At 37.4% G+C, this 23,985-nt stretch carries 26 protein-coding genes; 7 read left to right on the forward strand and 19 right to left on the reverse strand.

Features of this window, described 5'->3' with window-relative positions; genetic code table 11:
- Window positions 1-288: 288 nt before the first annotated feature.
- Window positions 289-795 carry a hypothetical protein gene (locus tag GY065_RS12430; protein WP_174834344.1) on the forward strand — a complete coding sequence of 169 codons (507 nt, stop codon included), beginning with the start codon at window positions 289-291 and terminating at the stop codon, window positions 793-795.
- 433 nt (window positions 796-1,228) lie between these two features.
- Window positions 1,229-1,603, forward strand: coding sequence for a hypothetical protein (locus tag GY065_RS12435; protein ID WP_174834345.1), 375 nt, complete (start codon window positions 1,229-1,231; stop codon window positions 1,601-1,603).
- 562 nt (window positions 1,604-2,165) lie between these two features.
- Here GY065_RS12435 and GY065_RS13440 read toward each other — a convergent pair.
- The 3 genes from GY065_RS13440 to GY065_RS12445 form a co-directional block, all read right to left on the reverse strand.
- Window positions 2,166-2,291, reverse strand: a complete 126-nt coding sequence (locus GY065_RS13440; protein ID WP_255518382.1) for a hypothetical protein — start codon at window positions 2,289-2,291, stop codon at window positions 2,166-2,168.
- A gap of 188 nt (window positions 2,292-2,479) precedes the next feature.
- Window positions 2,480-2,620, reverse strand: a complete 141-nt coding sequence (locus GY065_RS12440) for a hypothetical protein (protein WP_174834208.1) — start codon at window positions 2,618-2,620, stop codon at window positions 2,480-2,482.
- Between the two features lie 40 nt (window positions 2,621-2,660).
- Window positions 2,661-3,188, reverse strand: coding sequence for a gamma carbonic anhydrase family protein (locus GY065_RS12445; RefSeq protein WP_041879749.1), 528 nt, complete (start codon window positions 3,186-3,188; stop codon window positions 2,661-2,663).
- A gap of 129 nt (window positions 3,189-3,317) precedes the next feature.
- Between GY065_RS12445 and GY065_RS12450 the strand changes: the two genes are divergently transcribed.
- On the forward strand, window positions 3,318-5,417 hold the full coding sequence (locus GY065_RS12450) for a M3 family metallopeptidase (protein ID WP_174834347.1): 2,100 nt from the start codon (window positions 3,318-3,320) through the stop codon (window positions 5,415-5,417).
- Between the two features lie 112 nt (window positions 5,418-5,529).
- Here GY065_RS12450 and GY065_RS12455 read toward each other — a convergent pair whose 3' ends face one another.
- The 7 genes from GY065_RS12455 to GY065_RS13315 form a co-directional block, all read right to left on the reverse strand.
- Window positions 5,530-8,448 (reverse strand): RNA-directed DNA polymerase, encoded by a 2,919-nt coding sequence (locus GY065_RS12455; RefSeq protein ID WP_174834349.1) that lies wholly within the window; start codon window positions 8,446-8,448, stop codon window positions 5,530-5,532.
- Between the two features lie 214 nt (window positions 8,449-8,662).
- Window positions 8,663-9,958 carry a signal recognition particle-docking protein FtsY gene (gene ftsY / locus GY065_RS12460; RefSeq protein ID WP_174834351.1) on the reverse strand — a complete coding sequence of 432 codons (1,296 nt, stop codon included), beginning with the start codon at window positions 9,956-9,958 and terminating at the stop codon, window positions 8,663-8,665.
- A gap of 215 nt (window positions 9,959-10,173) precedes the next feature.
- On the reverse strand, window positions 10,174-10,788 hold the full coding sequence (locus GY065_RS12465; RefSeq protein WP_174834353.1) for a Type 1 glutamine amidotransferase-like domain-containing protein: 615 nt from the start codon (window positions 10,786-10,788) through the stop codon (window positions 10,174-10,176).
- 44 nt (window positions 10,789-10,832) lie between these two features.
- Complete coding sequence (locus GY065_RS12470) at window positions 10,833-11,384, reverse strand: 5'-3'-deoxyribonucleotidase (protein ID WP_037392063.1); 552 nt, start codon at window positions 11,382-11,384, stop codon at window positions 10,833-10,835.
- Between the two features lie 43 nt (window positions 11,385-11,427).
- A complete protein-coding gene (gene ruvA / locus GY065_RS12475; RefSeq protein ID WP_025331789.1) occupies window positions 11,428-12,009 on the reverse strand; it encodes a Holliday junction branch migration protein RuvA in 582 nt (193 codons plus the stop codon).
- A gap of 77 nt (window positions 12,010-12,086) precedes the next feature.
- Entirely contained in the window at window positions 12,087-12,836 is a 750-nt protein-coding gene (locus tag GY065_RS12480) for a septal ring lytic transglycosylase RlpA family protein (protein ID WP_269146745.1), read from the reverse strand.
- 328 nt (window positions 12,837-13,164) lie between these two features.
- Window positions 13,165-13,875 (reverse strand): ComF family protein, encoded by a 711-nt coding sequence (locus GY065_RS13315; RefSeq protein ID WP_244621537.1) that lies wholly within the window; start codon window positions 13,873-13,875, stop codon window positions 13,165-13,167.
- Here GY065_RS13315 and bioH point away from each other — a divergent pair.
- From bioH to GY065_RS12500, 3 genes are read left to right on the forward strand one after another with little or no spacing between them, the layout of a single operon-like run.
- On the forward strand, window positions 13,874-14,626 hold the full coding sequence (bioH, locus tag GY065_RS12490; protein WP_174834355.1) for a pimeloyl-ACP methyl ester esterase BioH: 753 nt from the start codon (window positions 13,874-13,876) through the stop codon (window positions 14,624-14,626). The genes GY065_RS13315 and bioH overlap by 2 nt on opposite strands.
- Complete coding sequence (locus GY065_RS12495; protein WP_174834357.1) at window positions 14,623-15,423, forward strand: methyltransferase domain-containing protein; 801 nt, start codon at window positions 14,623-14,625, stop codon at window positions 15,421-15,423. Before bioH ends, GY065_RS12495 begins: the two co-directional genes overlap by 4 nt.
- Window positions 15,424-15,443: 20 nt before the next feature.
- Window positions 15,444-16,334 (forward strand): patatin-like phospholipase family protein, encoded by an 891-nt coding sequence (locus GY065_RS12500; protein ID WP_174834359.1) that lies wholly within the window; start codon window positions 15,444-15,446, stop codon window positions 16,332-16,334.
- 294 nt (window positions 16,335-16,628) lie between these two features.
- Here GY065_RS12500 and GY065_RS12505 read toward each other — a convergent pair whose 3' ends face one another.
- Window positions 16,629-17,288, reverse strand: a complete 660-nt coding sequence (locus GY065_RS12505) for an NADPH-dependent F420 reductase (protein WP_084586861.1) — start codon at window positions 17,286-17,288, stop codon at window positions 16,629-16,631.
- A gap of 102 nt (window positions 17,289-17,390) precedes the next feature.
- Between GY065_RS12505 and GY065_RS12510 the strand changes: the two genes are divergently transcribed.
- The gene (locus GY065_RS12510; protein WP_084551699.1) at window positions 17,391-18,281 is read left to right on the forward strand and encodes a LysR family transcriptional regulator; all 891 of its coding nucleotides are present in this window, start codon (window positions 17,391-17,393) and stop codon (window positions 18,279-18,281) included.
- Between the two features lie 256 nt (window positions 18,282-18,537).
- Here GY065_RS12510 and GY065_RS12515 read toward each other — a convergent pair whose 3' ends face one another.
- From GY065_RS12515 to GY065_RS12550, 8 genes are all read right to left on the reverse strand, one after another.
- Complete coding sequence (locus GY065_RS12515) at window positions 18,538-18,948, reverse strand: DUF6201 family protein (RefSeq protein WP_144235748.1); 411 nt, start codon at window positions 18,946-18,948, stop codon at window positions 18,538-18,540.
- Window positions 18,949-19,026: 78 nt separating this feature from the next.
- On the reverse strand, window positions 19,027-19,440 hold the full coding sequence (locus GY065_RS12520; RefSeq protein WP_084565198.1) for a DUF6201 family protein: 414 nt from the start codon (window positions 19,438-19,440) through the stop codon (window positions 19,027-19,029).
- Window positions 19,441-19,759: 319 nt separating this feature from the next.
- Window positions 19,760-20,167 (reverse strand): DUF6201 family protein, encoded by a 408-nt coding sequence (locus GY065_RS12525; RefSeq protein ID WP_146207636.1) that lies wholly within the window; start codon window positions 20,165-20,167, stop codon window positions 19,760-19,762.
- 74 nt (window positions 20,168-20,241) lie between these two features.
- Window positions 20,242-20,655, reverse strand: a complete 414-nt coding sequence (locus GY065_RS12530; protein WP_174834361.1) for a DUF6201 family protein — start codon at window positions 20,653-20,655, stop codon at window positions 20,242-20,244.
- 443 nt (window positions 20,656-21,098) lie between these two features.
- Window positions 21,099-21,206 carry a YkgJ family cysteine cluster protein gene (locus tag GY065_RS13665; protein ID WP_367435232.1) on the reverse strand — a complete coding sequence of 36 codons (108 nt, stop codon included), beginning with the start codon at window positions 21,204-21,206 and terminating at the stop codon, window positions 21,099-21,101.
- A gap of 136 nt (window positions 21,207-21,342) precedes the next feature.
- Window positions 21,343-22,062, reverse strand: coding sequence for an Imm52 family immunity protein (locus GY065_RS12540; RefSeq protein ID WP_174834363.1), 720 nt, complete (start codon window positions 22,060-22,062; stop codon window positions 21,343-21,345).
- Window positions 22,063-22,301: 239 nt separating this feature from the next.
- Window positions 22,302-23,021 (reverse strand): Imm52 family immunity protein, encoded by a 720-nt coding sequence (locus tag GY065_RS12545; protein WP_174834365.1) that lies wholly within the window; start codon window positions 23,019-23,021, stop codon window positions 22,302-22,304.
- A 246-nt stretch (window positions 23,022-23,267) separates the two neighbouring features.
- Window positions 23,268-23,985, reverse strand: a 718-nt coding sequence (locus GY065_RS12550; protein ID WP_174834367.1) for an Imm52 family immunity protein, incomplete at its 5' end; no start/stop codon positions are given.

Consider the following 23,985-nt stretch of genomic DNA (forward strand, 5'->3'; position numbering starts at 1 on the left):
TCAGCATTACAATTTATTACACACTTCATAATATCAATCCGAATCATGCTATCAGGCGAAATTGTTTCAGCTATAGAAAAAATTATGTAGAAAAATAATATTTATTTATCTGAATATAGTAGTAATATCAGTTAATTATTCTGATAAATCATTTTATTTTTAATTTTTCTATCCTCAATTATTCAGAAAGTACTCAATATGTCTTTTATCTTAAAAAACAAATCCAGACTTAGCCTGAGAAAATTCCTGATAATCAGTTTTTTCTTAAGTTTCAATATGAATTTTGCCATGGCACAGGATGTTTCAGTTGATAGTGCACAACAGGCACGGATACGTATCTTCGGGCAGAATGGCAAACCGACTAATATGAAATACAGTTTTCAGGGACATGAGGTAAAAGAATCAACCGGTGGTTCCTTAGGAGGGGCATTCGCTTCATCATTAGGCCTGACTCGTAATAGCACCATTGGTATACCGGCAACGGCTACTTTGGATACAATGAAACGACATAATCATAATTTGTCTAAGCTGTACTACCGTGAATTCACTATTCCCGCTAATGTACCGATTACCATATCCAATGCCATTATTGGTCTGACCAATGTTAATAATACTCATAACGATGGCAAAATCATTTCCTATCAGCCCTCCTGCCAGAGTAACAAACTTACTTTTGTAGCCGAACCGGGTAAAGATTACGAGGCTATCGCGGCATCTGCATCAGCCCAATGCGGGGTTATTCTGCAAGAAGTGCATCCGGACGGCACAACTACATCACTCATTAAGGGTGATTAAGCGATCTGCTGAAACCATAAACCAGCACTCAGCGTTTCAAAATTATTTTATTTATATATTAATACAATAACCTGTTAATTTTTCCAGTCTTGCTAGCGTATTGTCTGAGGCTAAAAAATTCTATTTTACTGACATATCACAAAATTTATTCAATAAAATTACATTTTATATTAAAACCAATATACCTTGAGATATATTTTTCTTATTATCAGATTATCCATGAAGCGGATTTCAAATTTCCGGTTGAGAAAACTGGTATGTTTAGTGGTAATACATTCTGATAAATTGTAAAAAAAGCAGATCAAGGAGACAAAGGAAAATATTGATAACATAAAAAATAATCAATAATAAGACTGAGATTTATGCTAAATGATATACAGACTTTGAGAAAATAAATAAAGCAAAATATTCTATTTCTTTCTTAGGGATTACAATGAAATTTAAACTAGTACTGTTTATATTATTAGGTTTAGTTTTTACCCTGCAAAATGTTTATGCTTATTCTGATGAAGATTTAGATACTATTCCGGAAGAATATCGATTTCCCAAATATAATAACATTATTCATCCGCCAATTAATATTGAATATAAAGGCCATAAAGGAACGGCGATGTTTCTGAGTAATATCTTTGAAGATGGAAGGCGTAATTTAGAGGTATATTTTTTAACAAATAATAATAGAGAATTAAATAAAGCATACGAACTTTATACATATCAATATGGTGATGAAGAACTAGTAAGTGCTTTTGAATATGCTAATAAAAAACAGGCGACAAATACATTTACATTTTACTTAAAGATACTATAGAGCCAAATATAACGTACAGTTATAGCTTTATTGAATTACCTTTATTTATAGAAGATGATGGTATTTTAAGGGCGTTATTTTTTTAGGGGACAATTGAGCTATATCAAATATTATTTGTGTCGATGATTTTGAAACCGATAGACGCTGTGAATTTTCAACGAAAGAGGGATTGATAAAATATCTTAAAAAATCATGGCATTAATTTGCATACCCTGACGACATTTCTGGCATAATGTAATATATTATTACTCAATACATTTCTAATATCACTATATATTGACATATCGACAAATCAGATTTTAAAAATCATTGTCAGAATGAAATATGATTAAATAAAGATTTATTGTGAAATAGAGTTGTTCAGGTTGATTTAACTGAAAAGGCCAAGTTACAGACTTATATTTATGAGTGCCTTTAAAACTCAAGCAAAAAAGTTTATTTGAGAATTAATATCTGTTATTTTTCTGTTCTGGCATTTATCTGCTTACTTCATACAAAAAAGCGGTTGTATTTGCCGGAATTATTTGTCCAGAAATACAACCACTTGATTAAGCACTGTAGCTTAGTTAGATTCTTCTGCTGCCTGTAAATCGCTATATGGAGCAGCTTTTGTATCAGAATTTGTAGCAGCGCAGGCAGTCAGTAACAGGGCAGCTAATACTGCACCGATTCCTAATAACTTTTTCATTATGTGTGTCCTTTGAGGTTGGTTTGAAAAACTATTTCAATAATCTAGCTTAACTTTTCCAAGATAACAATTGATCCATGCGAATTTTGCATTTTACAACTGATAAAATATCCTTTTTACGACACTAATTTATCCCAATACCGCTACCATTCCGGGCTATATCTATACCAGATTAACTGGTATGAAGTCTAACGGCTGGTACTGGTATGTGACGTTTCCACACCGGTGTTGATCTCTCCGTACACCTGGGTTTGCCCTTTCCCTTTACCTGTGCCATCGCCAGCACAGCCTGTCAACGCCAGCAGGCTGCATAATAAACTTAAAGACAAGAATTTTTTCATTATATAGTCCTTTAATTAGAGGGTTAACTTAATAACTCTTCATGAGTCTAACATAATGCGATGCTGAATATAATAGAAATTCACGTTCTTTTTCCGTTAACGGGCGGATTTGCTGTACCGGAGAACCCAGATACAGATAACCGCTCGCCAGACGTTTGCGCGGGGGCACCAGACTGCCGGCACCTATCATCACATCATCCTCAATAATCGCATCATCCAGAACAATCGAATTAATCCCCACCAGCACCCGGTTACCAATCGTACAGCCATGCAGATTGACATGATGACCTATAGTAACATCCTCACCAATCACCAATGGTGAGCCATCCGGTTTGGCTGCTGTTTTGTGGCTGACATGCAGCATACAGTGATCCTGAATATTGCTTCTGGCACCAATACGCATACTGTTCACATCTGCGCGAATCACCGCAAACGGCCACACAGATACTTCTTCCTGCAAAATTACATCCCCGATAACCACAGCCATATCATCTATATAACAACTATCGGCAATTTGTGGTTGCGTATCTAAATAAGAACGAATATTGTTTTTCATGTTTTTGACCTTATCCTGTTACATTATGCAATATTATTTATAGCAGAAGATAAGTATAAGCTCCTGCTCTTTCCACCCGATTTACCTGAAAAACCGCAAATTTACAGGTATTTTTCTCTTGAGAATACTATGTCTGAAAATGTTTTGTTGAATCTGGATAGTGAGCCCCGTTTCGATGCCATTAAGGCTGCAGATATTGAGCCGGCAATGACCGAAGCCATGCAGCAGGCTGCTGCCGCTATCACCGCCTTGAAAGCTGAATCTGATGCCAGCTGGAATAACACCGTAGAAGCTTTAACCAGTATTACTGAACGTGTCGGTCGTATCTGGAGTGTTGTTGCCCATCTAAACAGCGTGGCAGATACACCTGAATTACGCGCGGCCTATAATGCACTGATGCCTAAAGTAAGCGAATTCTTTACTGCGATCAGTCAGGATATTGCCTTATATGAGCGCTTTAAATGCATCAAAGCCAGTGCAGAATATGCACAGCTGAGCCCGGCACAGCAAACCAAACTGAACCATGATTTAAGAGATTTTGTTCTCAGCGGTGCAGAGCTGCCGGAACAGGAACAGGCGGAGTTTGCAGCCTTACAGGCAGAAGGTGCGCAGCTTTCCGCAGCCTTTAGTCAGAATGTTCTGGACGCCACTGATGCATTTGCATTGTATTTTGCTAATGGCGCAGAACTGGCTGGTCAGGAAAACACATCCGGTCAGACCAGCACAGATGCCGACTTTGCACGGGATAGCGAAGTCAGCGGATTAACCGAAGAAGCACTGGCCATGTTTGCCGCTGCGGCACAGGCAGAAGGTAAAGCCGGCTATAAAATCGGGCTGCAAATGCCGCATTATCTGGCGGTAATGCAATATGCCCACAATCGCGAACTGCGCCGGCAGCTGTATCATGCCTATTCAACCCGGGCCAGTGAGCTTGGCGAGGCTAAATGGGATAATACCGCCAATATCAACCGGATTCTGCAGATTGCCGCACGTGAAGCTCAGTTACTGGGTTTCCAAAACTATGCAGAATTATCGCTGGCAACTAAAATGGCTGATACACCCCAACAGGTGATGACTTTTCTTCAGGATCTGGCGAGCAGGGCCAAACCTTTTGCTGAAAAAGATCTGGCTGAAGTTAAAACATACGCACGAGAACATCTCGGTCTGGATGATTTACAGCCATGGGATATGACCTATGCCAGCGAAAAGCTGCGTCAGGCTAAATATGCATTCAGCCAGACTGAAGTAAAAAAATATTTTCCGGCTGATCGCGTTCTCTCGGGTCTGTTTGCCCAGATTGATAAATTGTATGGCGTTCATTTCATCGAAAAACAGGTACCGGTATGGCATCCTGATGTTCGCTATTACGAACTTGAACAGGGCGGGGCCATCATCGGTGGCGTCTACATGGATCTGTATGCACGAGCCGGTAAGCGCGGCGGTGCATGGATGAATGATTACCGCGGCCGCCGTCGTTTTATAACAGGCAATCATGCCGGCCAGCTGCAAACACCTATTGCGTATCTGGTGTGCAATTTCACGCCGCCTGTAGCCGGCAATACCGCACGCCTGAGCCACGAAGAAATCCTGACTCTGTTCCACGAAACTGGTCATGGCCTGCATCATCTGCTGACTCAGGTAGATGAACTGGGAGTTTCCGGTATCAATGGCGTGGAATGGGATGCAGTGGAAATGCCCAGCCAGTTTATGGAAAACTTTGTCTGGGAATATGATGTGCTTGCCGGTATGAGCTGCCATCAGGATACCGGCGCGGTACTGCCTGAAGAACTTTATAAGAAAATGCTGGCTGCAAAAAACTTCCAGAGCGGGCTGTGGATGCTGCGCCAGATGGAGTTTGCTCAGTTTGATATGGAAATCTACAGCCATCCGGATTGTGACTGGCAGCAAACTTTGTTGGAAGTACGCCGCCGGGTAGCGGTGATGCCTCAGCCAGATTTTAACCGCTTTGCTCATTCTTTCAGCCATATCTTTGCCGGTGGTTATTCTGCCGGTTATTACAGCTATAGCTGGGCAGAGGTGCTTTCTGCGGATATTTATGCTGCTTTTGAAGAAGAAGCGGATGCAGCGGCAACAGGCAAACGTTTCTGGCATGAAGTACTTGCTGTCGGCGGCTCGCGGCCGGCTATGGAATCCTTTAAAGCATTCCGCGGCCGTGAACCGCAAATCGATGCACTGTTACGTCACTGCGGCTTTCATGAAGCTGCCTGAGTTTCAGTAAAGAATAAAAAACGCGATGACTACATCGCGTTTTTTATTCTTTACAAACTTTTTTCTGAAAAATATTTATTCTTTTATTATTTTTAGAAAATAAAATTTTATTTTATCTACTAAGCACACCTTCACAATCATATCCGGGAGGAAGATGTTTAAATTCATCTTCACTAGATGGTTTATTTTTATACTGAAACTCCCTTAATTTTTTTACATCTAGATGAGTAGTTAATATACAGACATTATCACCCCCTTTTACATACAGCATAGTCTTATTTTCTGTTCTAGTTGGGCGTAAAACACAAGAACCACCATACTGTGATGTATTAGCTTGAACTGTATAACAATGTAAATCTCTTACTGTTGATTCAAGAATATGTTGATAATAATTGGTATCTTTATTCCAGACACATGCTATTAATAAATCAATTTCTGATTTAAATATAACTCTGTGATTAATATCAGAAAGCTCAAAACAATTATATGTAGCGAATGCTACTCCGCGCCATAATACCTTATGGTAAAAAACCTTTGATGCAGATTTTGGTTTTCCTGCAATAAGACGCACATTTTTGATACAATCTAGCTCAGCTGGGGCATAATGATTTTTAATCCGCGCTGTCATTATGCATGTCTTATACTGATCTGAATTTCTAAAAGGTAAAGTTTCAATTAATAAATTATATGCACGATTATCAAGAACCCAATGCTCCAAACCAAAAATTAAACCAATCTGATGTCTTCTAGAAAAAGAAACCATAAAAGGAAGCCAACTAACGGGAATTGAAACTTCTGGCAAAATAAGAATATCTGCTTTTTCCTTTAAGGCAGAATTTAACAAAAAATACAATTTTTCTTGTCTATCAAAAGATAAATTTGGCGTTTTATCCTTACGAATAGCTGAATATATATCAGACTGATCAATGTTTATATTAGCAATTGCTATACAAATTTTATCACTTTTATTATAATTATCACTAATAGTTAACTTGTATTTTTTAATATTATTTATATCACCATCTTCCTCCATTTTGATATTTTTAGATGGTATTGGTATATGTAAATTTTTTGACTCAGAGGAAAGTTCATCAGTTATCCATTTATACATCTGATTTTCATCTTCAAATATTATTTTTTTTAAATTAAATAATTGCCATTCATCAAAATGGATAAATCGTGGTGAATATTCAACTTTATATGAATTGATATTTTGCTTATTTAAATTTTCAAATGAGATTAAATAATTTTTTTCGTCGGTCAAATCATCTTGACAATCTGTATAATTTAATAATGGCCATGCAACTAGATGATGACGAACTAAATTTGCCTTACGAAACTGGTGAGCATATTCGCTAATTACTAAATCTGGATATTGATTCATATTATCTATTTTTTTTAAACCAGCCGTAATTCCTAAAGATAGTTTATTAAACTTTCTCATACTATCTTTAATTTTTTCTTCAATTTGTTTTGCTAGAGAAGTATCGTTATTAAATTTAATTTTAGAAATTTCTTTATTAATATAATTATAGAAAAATTCCGTAAAAGAATCTTTTTTTATTATAATAGCATATTGAAATATTTTTTCCCATAATCTAAAAAACTGAAGTGCATTTTTTCCTTTAAAAAAAAGCTTAATTTGATTTAAAATTTTATTTCCATCATCTATTTTGCATAGACGATGTGCCATTATATGACTTGCTAAATACTTAGCCAATTCAGTATCGTTTTCGGCTATTCCCACTATACTTCGAAGTTTATTGGTAGACCCATTATAAAGTACATCATAAGCAAATTGCTCAAGCTCTTTATTAATATGTTCACTAGGTAAAAATTTAAATGCACTACTTCGTTCATCTAGCTCTTTTTTAAATATTTCAAGACCAGCCCGACTATAATCTTTATCATAAAATTGTAATATTAATTTATCTTTTTGTATTGGTAATTCATTTTCTTCTATTCTAATTGAGTAATCACCCTTTTCCGTTTTACATAGAATTTCTTTAAAATATTTATCTATAAATGTATTAATTGGATTAGTGGAAGAACCCAAATTTATATTTTTTATGACAATCAGTATATCATCTACGTATCTACCATAATATACTGGATTTACCGTTTCACTAATAGCCTGATCAAAATCAGATAAATACCAATTACCTATGATAGCAGAGGATGCAAGACCAATTGGTAATCCTTTTTTGTCCTCACAATCCAAATGAGTTTGTCTAAGAAAAGGTTTAGTCTGTTCGTAATATTTATTATATATTTTTTCCAGCAAAAAATTAAGTGTTTTTGCTAAATTTAATAGTTTTTTATCTTCTTCATAAAATAATTCAATTATACTATTTATTTTGTTAAAATCTAAATTAATATGATAAAAATATGATGTTAAATCTAATGAAAGTATCGCCACATTTTCCTTTTTTTCGGATATTTCTGTAGCAGTTTGTACAGCCTGATCACGCCATTTAGTATATTTTTTTATGTATGGTATAAACAGATTTTTTTCCGAATATATATTAAATATATTTCTATATTGTAATGCTGATGCAGACATTCGATTTCCATAATTATCCTTACTAATCATAGACTCAAGTACTGGTCCAACATAAAGGCACCATAACGTATCAATAATATGTAACGCCACCGGAGCTTTTATAAAATAATTAATTTTAGATACTTTATATGATTCTTTTTCTCTTACATTACAGATAAACAAACCTTTCTCTTTTTCTTCACTATTTTCATTTGATGAAAAAGATTCTATTTGTTTAGGTAATATATAAAAATCTATTTGATTCAACCATGTTTGAAATCGATTACATTCATTTAAATTATCAAAATTTGCACAAGTCACAATTTCTTCAGCAATTTCTTCAAATTTGCTTTCTAATTTATCGTTAGTACAATTTGTACTTTCAAATTCTGCAATATTTTGTTTTAGAAATAAATTTAAATTGTCATAATAAATATAATTTTTCAAATATAAAAAGGCTTGTTTAACATTATTTTTATTTAATTTCATTTATAAAATCCTAAGGAAATTACAAGTATCAAATCGTTTAAATGCTAAATTTTAACTGTGTCCATCATTTACACTTTCAAAATTTAAATTAAAAATAAATCACCAAATTCCCCAGAAATAAATAAACCTAATATTAATTCATTGTTAAATTTAACTTAGATTTAACAATAAAATGCTGAATATAAAAAGCTGGCTTTTTATATTCAGCATTTTATTATTCATCCTCAATTAATGCATCTACAAATGCTCGGGCATCAAACGGGCGTAAATCATCAATACCTTCACCCACGCCGATAAAACGTACCGGAACCGGTCGCTTGGCTGCCAGCGCCGCGAGAATACCGCCTTTGGCAGAACCATCCAGTTTGGAAACAATCAGACCGGTTAATCCTAGCGCATCATCAAAGGCTACAACTTGATTAATGGCATTCTGACCCACATTGGCATCCAGTACCAGCATGACTTCATGCGGAGCATCAGGCAAGGATTTTTGCAGGACGCGTTTTACTTTTTTGATTTCTTCCATCAAATGCAGCTGAGTAGGCAGGCGACCGGCAGTGTCTGCCAGTACCACATCAATACCGCGTGCTTTGGCCGCCTCCAGAGCATCATAACAGACTGCTGCTGAGTCGCCGGAAGCCTGAGCAATCACGGTAACATTATTGCGCTCACCCCATTGCTGCAATTGTTCGCGGGCTGCTGCACGAAAGGTATCACCGGCAGCCAGCAGCACGCTTTTACCCTGACTTTGAAAATATTTTGCCAGTTTACCGATACTGGTAGTTTTACCGGCACCGTTCACACCTGCCATCATAATCACAAAGGGCTTTTTATCATCCGGTAAAATCAGTGGCTGATCCAGCGGCAACAGTAATTCATACAAAGCTTCTTTCAGAGCACTGCGCAGCTCATCTCCGTTTTTCAGCCCTTTCAGGGTAACCCGCTGACGCACCTGTGCCAGCAGTTTTTCTGTGGCTTCAATTCCCATATCACTGGTCAGCAATACGGTTTCCAGTTCTTCATACAAATCTTCGTCGATTTTACCGCCGCCAAATACAGAAGCCAGAGATTTGGCCATTTGATTGCGGGATTTGCTCAGCCCCTGTTTTAGTCGTGCAGCCCAGCTCAGTTTAGCCGGTTTTTCTGTCTGCTCACTCACTGTATCCGGCTCAGCAGCTATCACAACTGTGTTTTCAGTAGCGACAGGTGTCTGAACGGGTGAGGCAGTATCGTCTGTTACAGCAATGGCTGCTGGTTCATCTACTGCTGTGGGTACAATAATATCTTGTTCTGTTTCGGTCTGTGGTTGAACGGAAACGGTGGCTGCCTGCTCAGGTTTTTCTGCAACAGGATCACTGATAGCCGGTTCAAGCTGCGGTATTACTTCAGTCTGAACAGAATCATCAGCTATATTCTGTAATTGTTCTGAGTTTTCCTGCTGGTGAGGGGCCGGTACGGGCTGCTCAGCAACTGGCTCAGTATTTTTTTTTCGTTTAAAAAATCCAAACATGGGCTTTCCTGAATACGATATAAGGCCAAAGCTGAATCACAACCGATCTTTGGCATTGGAATAATTGTGCTATTGTAGCTTACAGAGGTTTATTTGATAATGTGCTGCGATACTATTATTTATTTTATTCAGATAGTTTTGCCTTAAAGTACTTCTGTACAGGCTAAAAATCAGACAGAACAAACTGGGTTGGCTGCGTATTTACAGCTCTGAATTTACACCACCACATAATTATGATTAATAACAACAATAGCCTGAGAGTTATTAAAAGTTACTAAATTCAAATATTTACTATATTCTGCATAGGTTTGCTGGGCTGACTGGACAAAAGGTTCATCAATATAATGCGGCAGAGGATAAAAATCGATGCAGTTTAAACCTGTATAATTGTTCAGTTCTGGAGCCAGGCTGCTGTCATCCATTATTTTATTATATTCTATGTCTGCTGCCAGAATAATTGCACCGGCAGATTCGCCAATATAAACGCAGCCTTTAGCAATTCTTTGAGCAAGCAGCCGGTCAAGATTTTTTCTTTTCAGTTCCTGCAATAAATAAAATGTATTACCGCCGGTTATGCAAATAATTTCTGCTGCCGAAAAAGCAGTATGGCACTGGCGGATATCCGCTGTGGCGATATCCAGTAAATCAAGTTTCAATCCAAGCTGTGTTAATACTGATTTACCTTCATCTATATATTTTGTGTAGCCTTCAACATTACCGGCTGTAGGAATAAACAGGACACGCTTGCTATTAATTTTATTGTTCTGCATAAAATCGGCTAGCTTTTGACCGGTTCCAGCAATATAAGATGTTAAAAAAATCGTTTGCATTGTAGTTTCCAGCCTCTCTGTTTTATATAGTCCGGTCACCGAACTTAATTATTTAGTAATTCAGACCATGTTTCCGGTTGTTCCCAGTTTATCCGATATAATTCAGTCTGATGCCGATTATAGGGCTGATCATAAATCCAGTGTTGCCATTGCGGCACCAGACTGCCGCTTATCTGAGGTTTATCATCAATCAGAATATCGCCGCGTACCCAGGTTTTATCTTTGGCCAGAATTATGCGCTGCATCCAGTCTTCACCCAGATGCTGGCACACCCAGTCAAATTTTTCAGATACACAATAGTGATAATCCTGTATAGGCGAGGTACAAATACGCACATCATGGCCGGCCTCCAGCAGGCGCTTAGCTGCTGAAATACCATGCTGCATAGGCGGTAATGAAGCAAAAAAACCTTTACTGCTATAAATTTGCGCCAGTTGCCGGTGAAATTCGGGAGCCATATCATCACGCAGGTAAAAATGTCTGCGTTCTTTCAGAGGCAGCGGTTGCTGATAGGTTTGCTGCCATAGTTGTCTTACTCCCTGCTCAAAGTCGGCCAGAACACCATCCTGATCCAGCAAAATCAATTTAGATGCCATACAAATTCCCGTGGTGGCGTATATGATTATAAAGCAAATTAATTTATAGCATGTTTTTTAAAGCCAGCCGTACACCTTCACTGACATCCGTACCTGCCGGTATATTTTTACAGGCAGTACGGGCTTCTTTATCGGTATAGCCTAAAGCAAGCAATGTATTAATAATATCTTCGTTATTGCCGGCTGTATTCTGTGTAAACAAACCGGTAGCATCATCACTGGCGGCGGCAAGTTTGCCACGCAATTCCAGTACCATGCGTTCGGCGGTTTTTTTACCGATGCCTGGTGCAGCAGTCAGGCGTTTGATATCTTCAGTAGCAATAGCGGCAGCCAGCTCCTCACTGGTCAGTGCGGATAAAATACCCAGAGCACTTTTGGCTCCAATACCGCTTACTTTTACTAATGCACGGAATGTTTCCCGTTCTTCGCGGGAGCCGAAACCAAATAGCAGATGAGCATCTTCACGCACGACCAGCTGAGTATACAGTGCAGTTTCTTCACCTGCGGCCGGTAAAGTATAAAAGGTTTGCATGGAAACCTGAGCTTCATAGCCTACGCCATGAACATCCAGTACCACTACCGGCGGATTTTTTTCCAATATGATTCCGCGTAAACGGCTAATCATGATATTCCCTTCCCAACAGCCAGATATATAAAAGCCCGTGCATCATATCACGGGCTTTTTTCTGAGCTTGAGCAATTTTACAATACAGTCAGCATTGATTTTTTGGCCTCATCGGCACGCTGCTGCTGTTTAAACGGACCCATGCGGACAACATAACTGTTTTGAACTTTCACAAGCTTAGCCTGCTGTTCGCTTCCTGCACTCTGTAAATGACGTGAAGTGGTTTTCAGATATTTCTGAGCCTGCTCCTTACTGTCAAATTTCTGCAGATCCACGTAAATATTACCACTGGTACCTGCCGGTTGCAGACGCTCTCCGGGCAGAATCTGCTCTACCCGTACCTGAGCAGTACCGGCACGTACAAAACCTAACTGCTGTGCGGCAGCATAGGATACATCCATTACCCGGTTAGCATGAAAGGGACCACGATCATTAATACGCACAACCACTGTCTTTCCATTGGACAGGTTGGTTACCCGTGCATAACTGGGGATAGGTAAAGTCGGATGGGCGGCGGTCAGCATCTGGCTGTCAAAGCGCTCACCTGATGAAGTTTTACGGCCATGAAAATTTTTGCCATAGTAGGAAGCTTTACCTACCTGACTGAAACTGGCCACTTTTTGTAGCGGATAATAACGTTTGCCCGCTACTTGATAGCTAAGATTAGCTGTTTTATGCAGATGCTCTGCAGGTACTACTGTAAGATTAGATACTGATTTTTTGGGATGATAAACTGGTGCAGACAAATTACCTGATGGTCCGGCATATGCCGCACTCAATCCAAGTACCATGGCAACACTAATAAATAACAATTTAATTCTGATCAAACCGTATTTCCGTTTCTTTGAGTAAAAGACGCAAAAACCAGACACGCAATTACCATTTGCAGGTAAGCAATACATAGTCCGGTAAAGACTGAATTTCTACTAAGACAGCAAAAAACAGTGGCAGCCACTTTTAAAATGTGGCAGAAGAGGCAGGTGCCTCAATTGGCAAGAACAAACACCGGCTGTGATTAAAACAGCACACTGGCGGGTTCTGAAAATTGCTTACTAACCGGCAAAATCGCCTCGGTTGTAACGCAGTTAACAATTGAATCAGTTATTTAACTGGGCGACACTATGCCAAACAGACTCCAGTCTGTCAAAGATTTTTTCATTCCGGATGTGCGAGTGTCCAGACATAAACCTGCGCAACACCTGATTTCTTAAGGGTCTGAGCCAATTCGAAAATTGTTGCGCCGGTGGTCACAACATCATCTATTAACAACAAGTTACGTTTTTTAACTGCGCTATTAAGGCGAAATACACCGCGTACATTATGCAAACGTGCTGATTTTTTTAAAGTTGATTGCGGTGGCCGGTGACAACGCTCTATCCAGTCTGGTGTCACTATCGGCAAGGTATAGTGCCTGGCAATGATTGCAGCCAGTAACTGGCTCTGATTGAAACCACGCTCAAACAGGCGCCGACGGCTTAGTGGCATAGCCAGTACAGCATCTATTTTTACCTTCTCCAGCCACTGCGGCGGCTGTGCCAGCATCAGTGCTGCCAGCGTATCCAGTAAAGCAAGCTGCCGCTGATGCTTAAATGCACGCAGCATTTGCTGTAATGGTGCGGCATAACGGTAACTGGCATATAAAGTTGTAAAAGGCCATTTTTGGCCGCACTGTTCACACACTCCGGCTGTCAGCCCGCCGGCACGGCAACGCAGACAGATATCAATATCAGAACGCCGCAAAGCAGCCATATCTAGCCGGCATGCCCGGCACAAACCTGAGACATCCGCACAATCGTGGCATAATAAACAGTGCGGTGCGCCGATGCAGGCGTGCCAGAATGAAGTAAGCAATGAAGTTATACTCATGATCACACCTTCACGAACGTTATTGATACATGGCTGGGGCGCTAACCACCATATATTCGACCCTTTACAGGCATATCTGCCAACCCCATGGCAACAAAACTGGTATACCCCAGACCTGCCCGGGCATGGCTGTGCACCGTTTAACGGTAATTTCAGTATAGACAGTATTGCAGACCAGCTGGCCGCACAGCTTACGGCTCCTGCACATCTGCTTGGCTGGTCACTGGGCGGGATGGTGGCACTGACTCTGGCTGCCCGCTATCCGGAGAAAGTAGCCACACTGTGTCTGACTGCCAGTCTGGTCAGATTGCTGGCCGACAGCGATTACCCGCAAGGTCTGAAACGCACCAGCCTCAATATCATGGCCGATAAATTTCGTGAAGATTATCCCAAATACATGCAACAGTTTCTACAATTACAGATGCTGTATGCAGACACTTCAGCACAAACCAGTGTTAACAGCCTGATACCGGCTATCTGTCAGTATGGGCCGCCTGCTGCTCTTAACGCGGCTTTGCGTGCGTTAGAACAGGCTGATTTACGCCCTTTACTCAGTAGCATAAACTGTCCGGTATTACTGGTTTATGGTGATCGCGATGCCATTACTCCGCCACGTATGGGTGAATACATTCATCAGCGGCTACCGCAAAGCGAATGGTGCCTTCTGCCACAGGCTGCACATACACCGTTTTTAAGCCATCCTGATCAATTTGCCCGTGCACTGTGCCAATTTTGGGAGCGACACACATGACAACTCTGCCACACAAGCCAGACTGGTTTCTCCATGCACATCTGGCCGCTACGCTGGATGAACGTCTGTGTATTCTGAAACAACCGCCGGAACAGATTATCCTCGCAGCAGCAGACGGTGATGAAAGTTACCGTTTGCTCAGCATGCGTTATCCACATGCGCATTTTCAGGAGTATGATAGTCGCGAGGCTTATTTACAGGCAGCACAGATTATTCGCAAAGCCAAGCAAAACTGGTGGCAAAAACTCCATAGCAATCTGCCTGCACAAACTGTTTCCAACCGGCTTCCCGGCAACCAGTCTGCTGATATGGTCTGGAGTAACCTTGGTCTGATTCACCAGAATGATCCTGTGGCTGTTATCAAAAACTGGGCCGGAGCTTTAAAACCGGATGGTTTGCTTTTTTTCAGCCACTTTGGTCCGGATACCCTGAAAGAAGTCATGACACTTTGGCGTACAGAGGGTATAGTAGTGAAAACACCGAATCTGATCGATATGCACGATCTTGGGGACATGTTGTTTCAGCACGGTTTTTATGATCCGGTAACAGACATGGATATGCTGACTCTGCAATACACCAATGCAGAGCGCTTTATTGATGACATGCGCACAGCCGGACTATGGCAAAGTCTGCAATTTAACAGTGAAATCGATGCAGTTCGTATTCTGGCTGATGCATGGCAGAGCAATGATATTCAAAATGTTACGCTTGAGCTGGTATACGGACACGGTGTTAAAAAACAGGTACTGCCCGACAATACGGCACCAGTACAATTTTATCCCTCATCTACAACTTAGAATCCGAACATTAATATAATATGAAATTCTCGGCATTATTGCGTAATAACATTCTTATTATTACTACATTCATTACCATCACTGCCTGTAAAAACACCACACCGGTTACTCCTCCTGCTCCGGCAAAACCACGCGCTGTTATCGGGCTGGCGCTTGGAGGCGGAGTTTCTAAAGGCTTTGCACATATAGGGGTAATTAAAGTCTTACAGGAAAACCATATTCCGGTACGGGTTGTTACCGGTACCAGTGCCGGTGCGCTGGTTGGCAGCATGTATGCTTCCGGTATGAGTCCCGACAGGCTGGAGCTTGAGGCTGAAATACTGAATAAAACCGATTTAGTTGATCCGGTACTGTCTACATCTGGCTTTATCAAAGGACAAAAACTGCAGGATTACATCAACAATAAAGTTCGCAATAAACCGATTCAACAGTTTCCTATCCGTTTCGGCGCAGTGGCTACTGAATTCGGTACCGGCCGCATGGCTGTTTTCAACAGTGGTAATGCCGGACAGGCAGTACGCGCATCAGCCAGTATACCCAATGTTTTTCAGCCCACAGTAATCGGCAATAAAAGTTTTGTCGATGGTGGTCTGGTTGCTCCGGTACCGGTCACAGCAGCCAAACAGCTGGGCGCCAATGTAGTTATCGCGGTAGATATATCTGCTAAGCCGGCACGTCTGACCAGTCAGGGATTTTTTTCTTATCTTGACCAGAGCCTGAATATCATGAGCGCATCAGCCCTGAACAGCGAACTGAGCAAAGCTCAGGTCGTAATCCGTCCTCAGGTACAGAAACTGGGTACAGTAGGCGGTTTTGACCAGAAAACTCAGGCTATCCGGCTGGGTGAACAGGCTGCCAGAGCAGCCTTACCGCAAATTCGTGCGGCACTGGCGAAATATCAGGTTAACTAAACCATATAAAACAGCGAACAACCTGTGCAGACTGCCTGTGTGGCAGTCTGCGTTTTTATTCTGGTTAATACTAATTAAAATATTGCAAACCGAATAACTGCTGATTTAATGAATTTTAACCATAGAACAGATTACTGGCTGATGGCAAAAAAAGCTAGCCGAATACTATTTATGAATTAAATATAACTCATAAAAAGCCCGATGATTACGGGCTTTTTAATTTGTTTAATTACCAAATTCAATCAGAATAGCAGAATAATGAAGCCTGTTTATATCTTAGTAACATTCACTTTTTTATTTCCATGAATTTTCAGGTAAATCAATATTTCTTTGAGCTTGCTCCAGTGCCTCTTGTAATTGCCGGATATTTAACGGAACACAATAAGCAGGCTTAGCCCGCTCAAATCGCCAGCTATCAGACAGCAAACCGGCATCAACAAAATCATAACCGACCTGATCCAATATTTTAAATACAGTTTGTTTAGCAGTTAAATCATTGCCTGCCACAGGAATAGCTCTTCTGTTTAATTTATCGTTTGGTCTGGCATCTTTAATAACATCTCTTGCCAGAATCGCATTAAAAACTTTAACCACTTTGGATTTCGAAAAATGCTGAGCAACCAATTCACTGGTTGTAATTTCACGCTTATCTAATTGCAGCCAGTGCCCGTCGCGATCGGGATAATAGTTCATGGTATCTAATATTATTTTATTACTCATTGATTCAGCAGGTAGTTGCAGATAATTATTAAATGGAATAGCAATCAGAATAATTTCTGCAAACTCAATAGCTTCTTCCTGACTTCCAATTTCACAGCCTATACTGCTAGCCACACTGAACAATGTATTTTTCCCTCTGGAATTACTCACCATCACTTGATAGCCTGCCTGCATAAATAGCTTTGCCCAGGCCTGACCGATAAATCCTGCTCCGATAATGCCAATCTTTTTCATCGTAATATTTCCTTTTCTAAATAGTGCGCTGTATTATCAGTACAAATTAAAAGGCAATAAATACAATTAAAATTGATTGATTAACAACTGAGGGTTGGCAATATGAATTTATTCCGATGTATGCAAGCATTCATTCTGACCGTAAAAACCGGTTCTTTTGCCGCAGCGTCCGTTTCATTAAATACATCACCGCAAATGATTGCTAAATACATAGCATTTTTAGAAAATTATTTAGGATTAAAACTGCTTAACCGAACCACACGATCACAAAATCTGACAGAATTCGGCAAACAATATTACCCGAAATGCTTATCTATTTTAGCTGAAATCCAAGCAACTAAAGTACTTGCACAACAATTCAGTGAAGAGCCAAAAGGCAATTTAAGAATTAGTGCTCCCGTAAGCTATGGTTATTACAATTTAATACCGGTAATCAGCGATTTTATGAAACGCTATCCAAAAGTAGAAGTTGATATTCAATTAAGTGATCGCTATGTAGATTTGGTTCAGGACAATTTTGATGTTGTGTTCCGTATTGGCCAGTTAGCTGATTCAGGTTTAATTGCGCGAAAATTAAAACCTTATCAACTCACTTTTGCTGCTTCTCCCAGTTATCTGGCTCAGCATGGTGTTCCGTCTGTACCAAAGGATTTAGAGAAGCACAATTGTCTTATTTATCAGTACATGAATCCAAACAAAAATGATTACCTTTGGCCATTTATGATAAATGGAAAAAAAGTTAACGTTTCTATATCAGGTTCATTACAAAGCAATGAGACTCTGGTATTAGCAAAAGCCGCAATTGAAGGACTGGGTATTACTATGTTGCCCGAATCCATGCTTAGCGATGCCATCAGACAAAATAAATTACTCCCCATATTACAAGATTTTTTACCACCGGCAAAAGAAGTACATCTGCTTTATACAGCCGACAGACAACGGCCGTCAAAACACAATATTTTTATTGAATTTGTGGTTAATGCTATGTCTTAGTTTCTGCTATCTGTTATATCAGCGATATCAAAATGATATATATCTAACTTCACAATTTACAAATTGGTTTCATCGGTATTTTAATGATTGATTCATCTGGTATTGCTTTATTGATATCTGTATATCCTCTATATCAGTTAAACCTAATTTTTATATTTACTGCCCTGCATTTAAGAAACTTCTTAAGCTAAGATGATTTTTTATAAGTGAAACAAAAATAAATAATCATCCAAATATTTTGCTAACTCGGTTTAAATTATTTAATTGACACTACTTTATGATTACGTATAGTTGTAGAAAAATCGTGTCCTTCTAAACCATGATCTGTAAAAAATAGAAAATCATTTCCTGTTTTATTAGGAAAAAAAATTTCTTGATATAATATCGCCTCTTTACTAAGATATTCAAAATAAGAGCATCTCCATAGTTCTTCTCCCTTTTTATTGTATAAAACGACGAAGTATTTATTACCACCTAATATTTCTACAATTGAAATTGGTGAAGTGGGCAGATGTTTATATATATTGGCATAGTACTCACCATCTTCACTTTTTACTGTTGAATGAAGATTAAAATTTCCGTAAAAACTGGATGACGAAAACAGACACAGCCAATAGAAAAAAGCAAATAAACCTATTATTTTTATCATTTTTATGCTTTTTTTCATAATCCGTCGCTCCATACTTTGATTATAGACTGGTTATTTCCATTTTTAATGCTGATTGTGCACTATACTACCGTATACTTAATTTATTTTGTTTGTTATATCAACTATTTTTCTGCCTTCATCAAAATATTTTAATAAATTACTTTTTTTAGTCGGTAGCATAAAAGAATGTATACCACCATCGCTTAGATAAGCATAATGAGGTGAACGCCATATTTTCTTACCTTGTTTGTTATATAAAACATAAAAATACCGATCCCCCTTTATCAATTCATAGACCGCCAGCGGGGTTGTTGGCAGATGCTGATACATATTTATGTAATACTCACCATCCACTCCTTCTACTGTGTCGGACAAATTAAAATCACCATAAAAACTGGAGGACGAGAAAAACCACCACCACATCACCATAATTAACACTAATATAATTTTTATAAATACAGCATTTTTGCGTAGTATATTTTCAAAAAATATATGGATATTATGTTTCATTTTATTTCCTATGATTTTATTTAATTTTTATATTAATACATTCATAACCATCACTTTTTCTAAAAGCTAAATTTTTTTCATTACATCTGGAAGATTTAAATCCGGCATCGATATCTATTCAGGAAACAGCCAAACTGAATAACTTCCAACTTTCTGCACATGTTTCTCGTATAAAATAAATTTTTGTCATTTGTTATGATATCAAATATGCAAGCAAAAAAAGGGGCTTTTATTATTTAATATTTTATCTCGTTTGATTTTTGAGTTAAATCGACTTAATCCTATCCTGCATCCAAATATTTTGCTAACCTGGTTTAAATTACTTGATTGACACTACTTTATGATTACGTATGGTTGTAGAAAAATCATGTCCTTCTAAACCATGATTTGTCGCACAAATAAAATCATTATTTGTTTTATCAGGAAAAGATATCATTTCATACATTACTTGTTCACTAATATATTCAAAATAAGATACTCTCCATAACTCTTCTCCCTTTTTATTATATAGGACAATAAAATATTTATTACCGCCTAATATTTGCATAATTGAAATTGGTGAAGTGGGCAGATGTTTGTATATATTGGCATAGTACTCACCATCTTCACTTTTTACTGTTGAATGAAGATTAAAATTTCCGTAAAAACTGGATGACGAAAACAGACACAGCCAATAGAAAAAAGCAAATAAACCTATTATTTTTATCATTTTTATGCTTTTTTTCATAATCCGTCGCTCCATACTTTTATTATAGACTAGTTATTTTCATCTTTAATGCTGATTATGCTCTTACTGCATTCTTAATTTATTTTATTTGTTATATCAACTGTTTTCCATTCTTCATCATAATATTTAAATGAATTACTATTTTTAGTAGGTAGCACAAAATCAGTTACTAAATGATCGTATTCATAAGCATAATGAGGTGAACGCCATATTTTCTTACCCTGTTTGTTATATAAAACATAAAAATACCGATCCCCCTGTATCAATTCATAAACTGCCAACGGAGTTGTTGGCAGATGCTCATACATATTCATGTAATATTCACCATCTCTACCTTCTCTTGTACCGGACAAATTAAAATCACCATAAAAACTGGAGGACGAGAAAAACCACCACCACATCACCATTATTAGCACTAATATAATTTTTATAAATACAGCATTTTTGCGTAGTATATTTTTAAAAAATATATGGATATTATGTTTCATTTTATTTCCTATAGTTTTATTTGATTTTATATTGATATTAATACCATCATAACCATCACTTTTTCTAAAAGCTAAATTTTTTTCATTACATCTGGAAGATTTAAATCCGGCATCGATATCTATTCAGGAAATAGCCAATCCAAATAATAACTTCCAACTTTCTGCACATGTTTTTCGTATAAAATAAATTTTTGTCATTTGTTATGATATCAAATATGCAAGCAAAAAAAGGGGCTTTTATTATTTAATATTTTATCTCGTTTGATTTTTGAGTTAAATCGACTTAATCCTATCCTGCATCCAAAAATTTTGCTAACCCTGTTTAAATTACTTGATTGACACTACCTCGACACTATCCTCCTTTAAAAGGTATATTTACTCTAAATACATATTTCCTATTATGTAAAATAGGAAATACGAATCAATTCAACTAATCTAACCAACTAACTATATTGATTAGTAAGATAAATCCGATGGTAGCTTTCAACACGACAAATCAAAGGGCGATCTTTATAGATTTTACACAAATTTGTCACTTCATCAAAATGCACGTAAGTTGAATCACCACGATCAAGAAATTTTGTTTGCAGACTTTTTCCAACGTTCTGCTAATATTTACCACATTTGTTACATGATAATAAACTAAAAGAATTATAATCTTTCATAAATTCATCATCCCCTTTATCTTTATAAATCTGCATAAAGAGGCAATAAACCTAATTCACGTAACTTAATATCGACACTATTTACAGCTTTGATATCATCTGTATTTTTCTCATCAAAAAAGTGTGGTAGAGTAACAACCAACGATCCAGCTGCATGTCCTTCATGATCTGTGGGGCTAATCACATCAAACGCCTGTGGAACTATATTATGGGATAACTGAACTTTAGGTAAGTAAATCATCCATGCAGCCGAAAGCCTATCTGGAAAAACTTTTTTCTCAGGTGTATAATTATTATTTACCATAATATATGCGCCATCAAATTGCTCAGACAAAGCAAGACAAAATTTTTGAATATTATTTAAATCTATTTCTGATAAAAGAATATCATAATCCAACCTGATCTTAACCTTAAATGGTTGTCCACAAGTTTGTTCATATATACTATACACTAATGCGGCCCCCTCTGTTTTTTTATCCCAGATAGCTAAGCCAAAATGTCTTTTGTCTTTATGATATTCTTGTGTCATTTTTTTTAAACCAATTTCAGTAACGCCATCTTTATCAAACCCCTTATAAATCGATGATTTTTTTTTCGATGTGCTACATAAATACCAATCTTGTTCTTTGTATAGATATTGTTGTTGGATTTTTAAAATGTTATTAACATGCTCTATGCATGTTATAAGTGATAAATACTTTTTAGGATAAAAAAAGATATCAAATACTAAATTTCTTTTCATAATTGATGATCCATATTAGTTTAATAATTAGATATAAATTGAGTATAAGTTAGGTTATCTTTTATTTATTGTTAAAAAATAATGGTATACTTTTTTTAGTCATCCACACCCAACAACATTGAGTAGGATAATTAACTTAATATACCTCATTTTGCCTTTTTTTATGACAACAATTACCACATTTACTATCAGAGAATAAACTAAAAGAATTATAATCTTTCATAAATTCATCATCCCCTTTATCTTTGAAAATCTGCATAACGAGGCAATAAGCCTAATTCATGTAACTTGATATCGACACGACGTACTGCTTTGATATCATCTGTATTCCTATTATCAAAGAAGTGTGGAACGGTAACAACTAGCGACCCAGCTGCATGTCCTTCATGATCTGTGGGGCTAATCACATCAAACGCCTGTGGAACTATATTATGGGATAACTGAACTTTAGGTAAGTAAATCATCCATGCAGCCGAAAGCCTATCAGGAAAAGCCATTTTATCCTCTGAATAATTATTATTAACTGTAATATATGCATCATCAAAATGCTCAGATAAAGCAAGACAAAATTTTTGAGCATCATCTAAAGTTATTTCTAATGAACGAAAATCAATAATGACATAAACTCTAAATGATTGTCCAAAACTTCCTTCGGATAATATATACAGTAATGAGGCCTGCTCTGTTTCCTTATCCCAGATAGGTAAACCAAAATAGTCTTTTTCTTTATGATATTCTTGTGTCATTTTTTTTAAACCAATTTCAGTAACACCATCTTTATCAAACATTTTATAAATCGATGCTTCTTTTTTCGATGTAGCACATAAATACCAATCTTGTCTTTTGACTAGATATTGATGCTGGATTTTTAAAATGCCATTAATTTGCTCTATACATGTTAAAAGTGACAAATACTTTTTAGGGTTGAAATAGATTTCGAAAACTATATTTCTTTTCATAATTGATGATCCATGTTAGTTTAATAATTAGATATAAATTGAGTATAAGTTAGGTTATCTTTTATTTATTGTTAAAAAATAATGGTATACTTTTTTTAGTCATCCACACCCAACAACATTGAGTAGGATAATTAACTCAATATACCTCATTTGCTTTTTTTTTTATGACAACATTTACCACATTTGCTATCAGAGAATAAACTAAAAGTATTATAATCTTTCATAAATTCATCATCCCCTTTATCTTTAGAAATCTGCATAACGAGGCAATAAGCCTAATTCATGTAACTTGATATCGACACGACGTACTGCTTTGATATCATCTGTATTCCTATTATCAAAGAAGTGTGGAACGGTAACAACTAGCGACCCAGCTGCATGTCCTTCATGATCTGTGGGGCTAATCACATCAAACGCCTGTGGAACTATATTATGGGATAACTGAACTTTAGGTAAGTAAATCATCCATGCAGCCGAAAGCCTATCAGGAAAAGCCATTTTATCCTCTGAATAATTATTATTAACTGTAATATATGCATCATCAAAATGCTCAGATAAAGCAAGACAAAATTTTTGAGCATCATCTAAAGTTATTTCTAATGAACGAAAAACAATATTGATATGAACTTTAAAAGATTGTCCAGAACCTTCATCGGATAACATATACACTAATGAGCCCTGTTCTGTTTTCTTATCCCAGATAGCTAAACTAAAACAGTCTTTTTCTTTATTATATCGTTGTGTCATTTTTTTTAACCCAATTTCAGTAACACCATCTTTATCAAACATTTTATAAATCGATGCTTTTTTTTTCGATGTAGCACATAAATACCAATCTTGTCTTTTGACTAGATATTGATGCTGGATTTTTAAAATGCCATTAATTTGCTCTATACATGTTAAAAGTGACAAATACTTTTTAGGGTTGAAATAGATTTCGAAAACTATATTTCTTTTCATAATT

It is taken from the genome of Snodgrassella sp. ESL0323, assembly GCF_013346865.1.
Lineage (GTDB): Bacteria > Pseudomonadota > Gammaproteobacteria > Burkholderiales > Neisseriaceae > Snodgrassella > Snodgrassella alvi.

What these genes read in the sequence shown, in the direction of transcription:
- GY065_RS12495 (WP_174834357.1), top strand. Translation starts at nt 14,623, where the DNA reads ATGACAACTCTGCCACACAAGCCAGACTGGTTTCTCCATGCACATCTG.
- GY065_RS12445 (WP_041879749.1), bottom strand. Translation starts at nt 3,188, where the DNA reads ATGAAAAACAATATTCGTTCTTATTTAGATACGCAACCACAAATTGCC.
- GY065_RS12525 (WP_146207636.1), bottom strand. Translation starts at nt 20,167, where the DNA reads ATGAAAAAAAGCATAAAAATGATAAAAATAATAGGTTTATTTGCTTTT.
- GY065_RS12540 (WP_174834363.1), bottom strand. Translation starts at nt 22,062, where the DNA reads ATGAAAAGAAATTTAGTATTTGATATCTTTTTTTATCCTAAAAAGTAT.
- GY065_RS12520 (WP_084565198.1), bottom strand. Translation starts at nt 19,440, where the DNA reads ATGAAACATAATATCCATATATTTTTTGAAAATATACTACGCAAAAAT.
- ruvA (WP_025331789.1), bottom strand. Translation starts at nt 12,009, where the DNA reads ATGATTAGCCGTTTACGCGGAATCATATTGGAAAAAAATCCGCCGGTA.
- GY065_RS12465 (WP_174834353.1), bottom strand. Translation starts at nt 10,788, where the DNA reads ATGCAAACGATTTTTTTAACATCTTATATTGCTGGAACCGGTCAAAAG.
- GY065_RS12505 (WP_084586861.1), bottom strand. Translation starts at nt 17,288, where the DNA reads ATGAAAAAGATTGGCATTATCGGAGCAGGATTTATCGGTCAGGCCTGG.
- bioH (WP_174834355.1), top strand. Translation starts at nt 13,874, where the DNA reads ATGATCACACCTTCACGAACGTTATTGATACATGGCTGGGGCGCTAAC.
- GY065_RS12470 (WP_037392063.1), bottom strand. Translation starts at nt 11,384, where the DNA reads ATGGCATCTAAATTGATTTTGCTGGATCAGGATGGTGTTCTGGCCGAC.
- ftsY (WP_174834351.1), bottom strand. Translation starts at nt 9,958, where the DNA reads ATGTTTGGATTTTTTAAACGAAAAAAAAATACTGAGCCAGTTGCTGAG.
- GY065_RS12545 (WP_174834365.1), bottom strand. Translation starts at nt 23,021, where the DNA reads ATGAAAAGAAATATAGTTTTCGAAATCTATTTCAACCCTAAAAAGTAT.
- GY065_RS13440 (WP_255518382.1), bottom strand. Translation starts at nt 2,291, where the DNA reads ATGAAAAAGTTATTAGGAATCGGTGCAGTATTAGCTGCCCTGTTACTG.
- GY065_RS12510 (WP_084551699.1), top strand. Translation starts at nt 17,391, where the DNA reads ATGAATTTATTCCGATGTATGCAAGCATTCATTCTGACCGTAAAAACC.
- GY065_RS12530 (WP_174834361.1), bottom strand. Translation starts at nt 20,655, where the DNA reads ATGAAACATAATATCCATATATTTTTTAAAAATATACTACGCAAAAAT.
- GY065_RS12500 (WP_174834359.1), top strand. Translation starts at nt 15,444, where the DNA reads ATGAAATTCTCGGCATTATTGCGTAATAACATTCTTATTATTACTACA.
- GY065_RS12515 (WP_144235748.1), bottom strand. Translation starts at nt 18,948, where the DNA reads ATGAAAAAAAGCATAAAAATGATAAAAATAATAGGTTTATTTGCTTTT.
- GY065_RS12430 (WP_174834344.1), top strand. Translation starts at nt 289, where the DNA reads ATGGCACAGGATGTTTCAGTTGATAGTGCACAACAGGCACGGATACGT.
- GY065_RS12435 (WP_174834345.1), top strand. Translation starts at nt 1,229, where the DNA reads ATGAAATTTAAACTAGTACTGTTTATATTATTAGGTTTAGTTTTTACC.
- GY065_RS13315 (WP_244621537.1), bottom strand. Translation starts at nt 13,875, where the DNA reads ATGAGTATAACTTCATTGCTTACTTCATTCTGGCACGCCTGCATCGGC.
- GY065_RS12450 (WP_174834347.1), top strand. Translation starts at nt 3,318, where the DNA reads ATGTCTGAAAATGTTTTGTTGAATCTGGATAGTGAGCCCCGTTTCGAT.
- GY065_RS12455 (WP_174834349.1), bottom strand. Translation starts at nt 8,448, where the DNA reads ATGAAATTAAATAAAAATAATGTTAAACAAGCCTTTTTATATTTGAAA.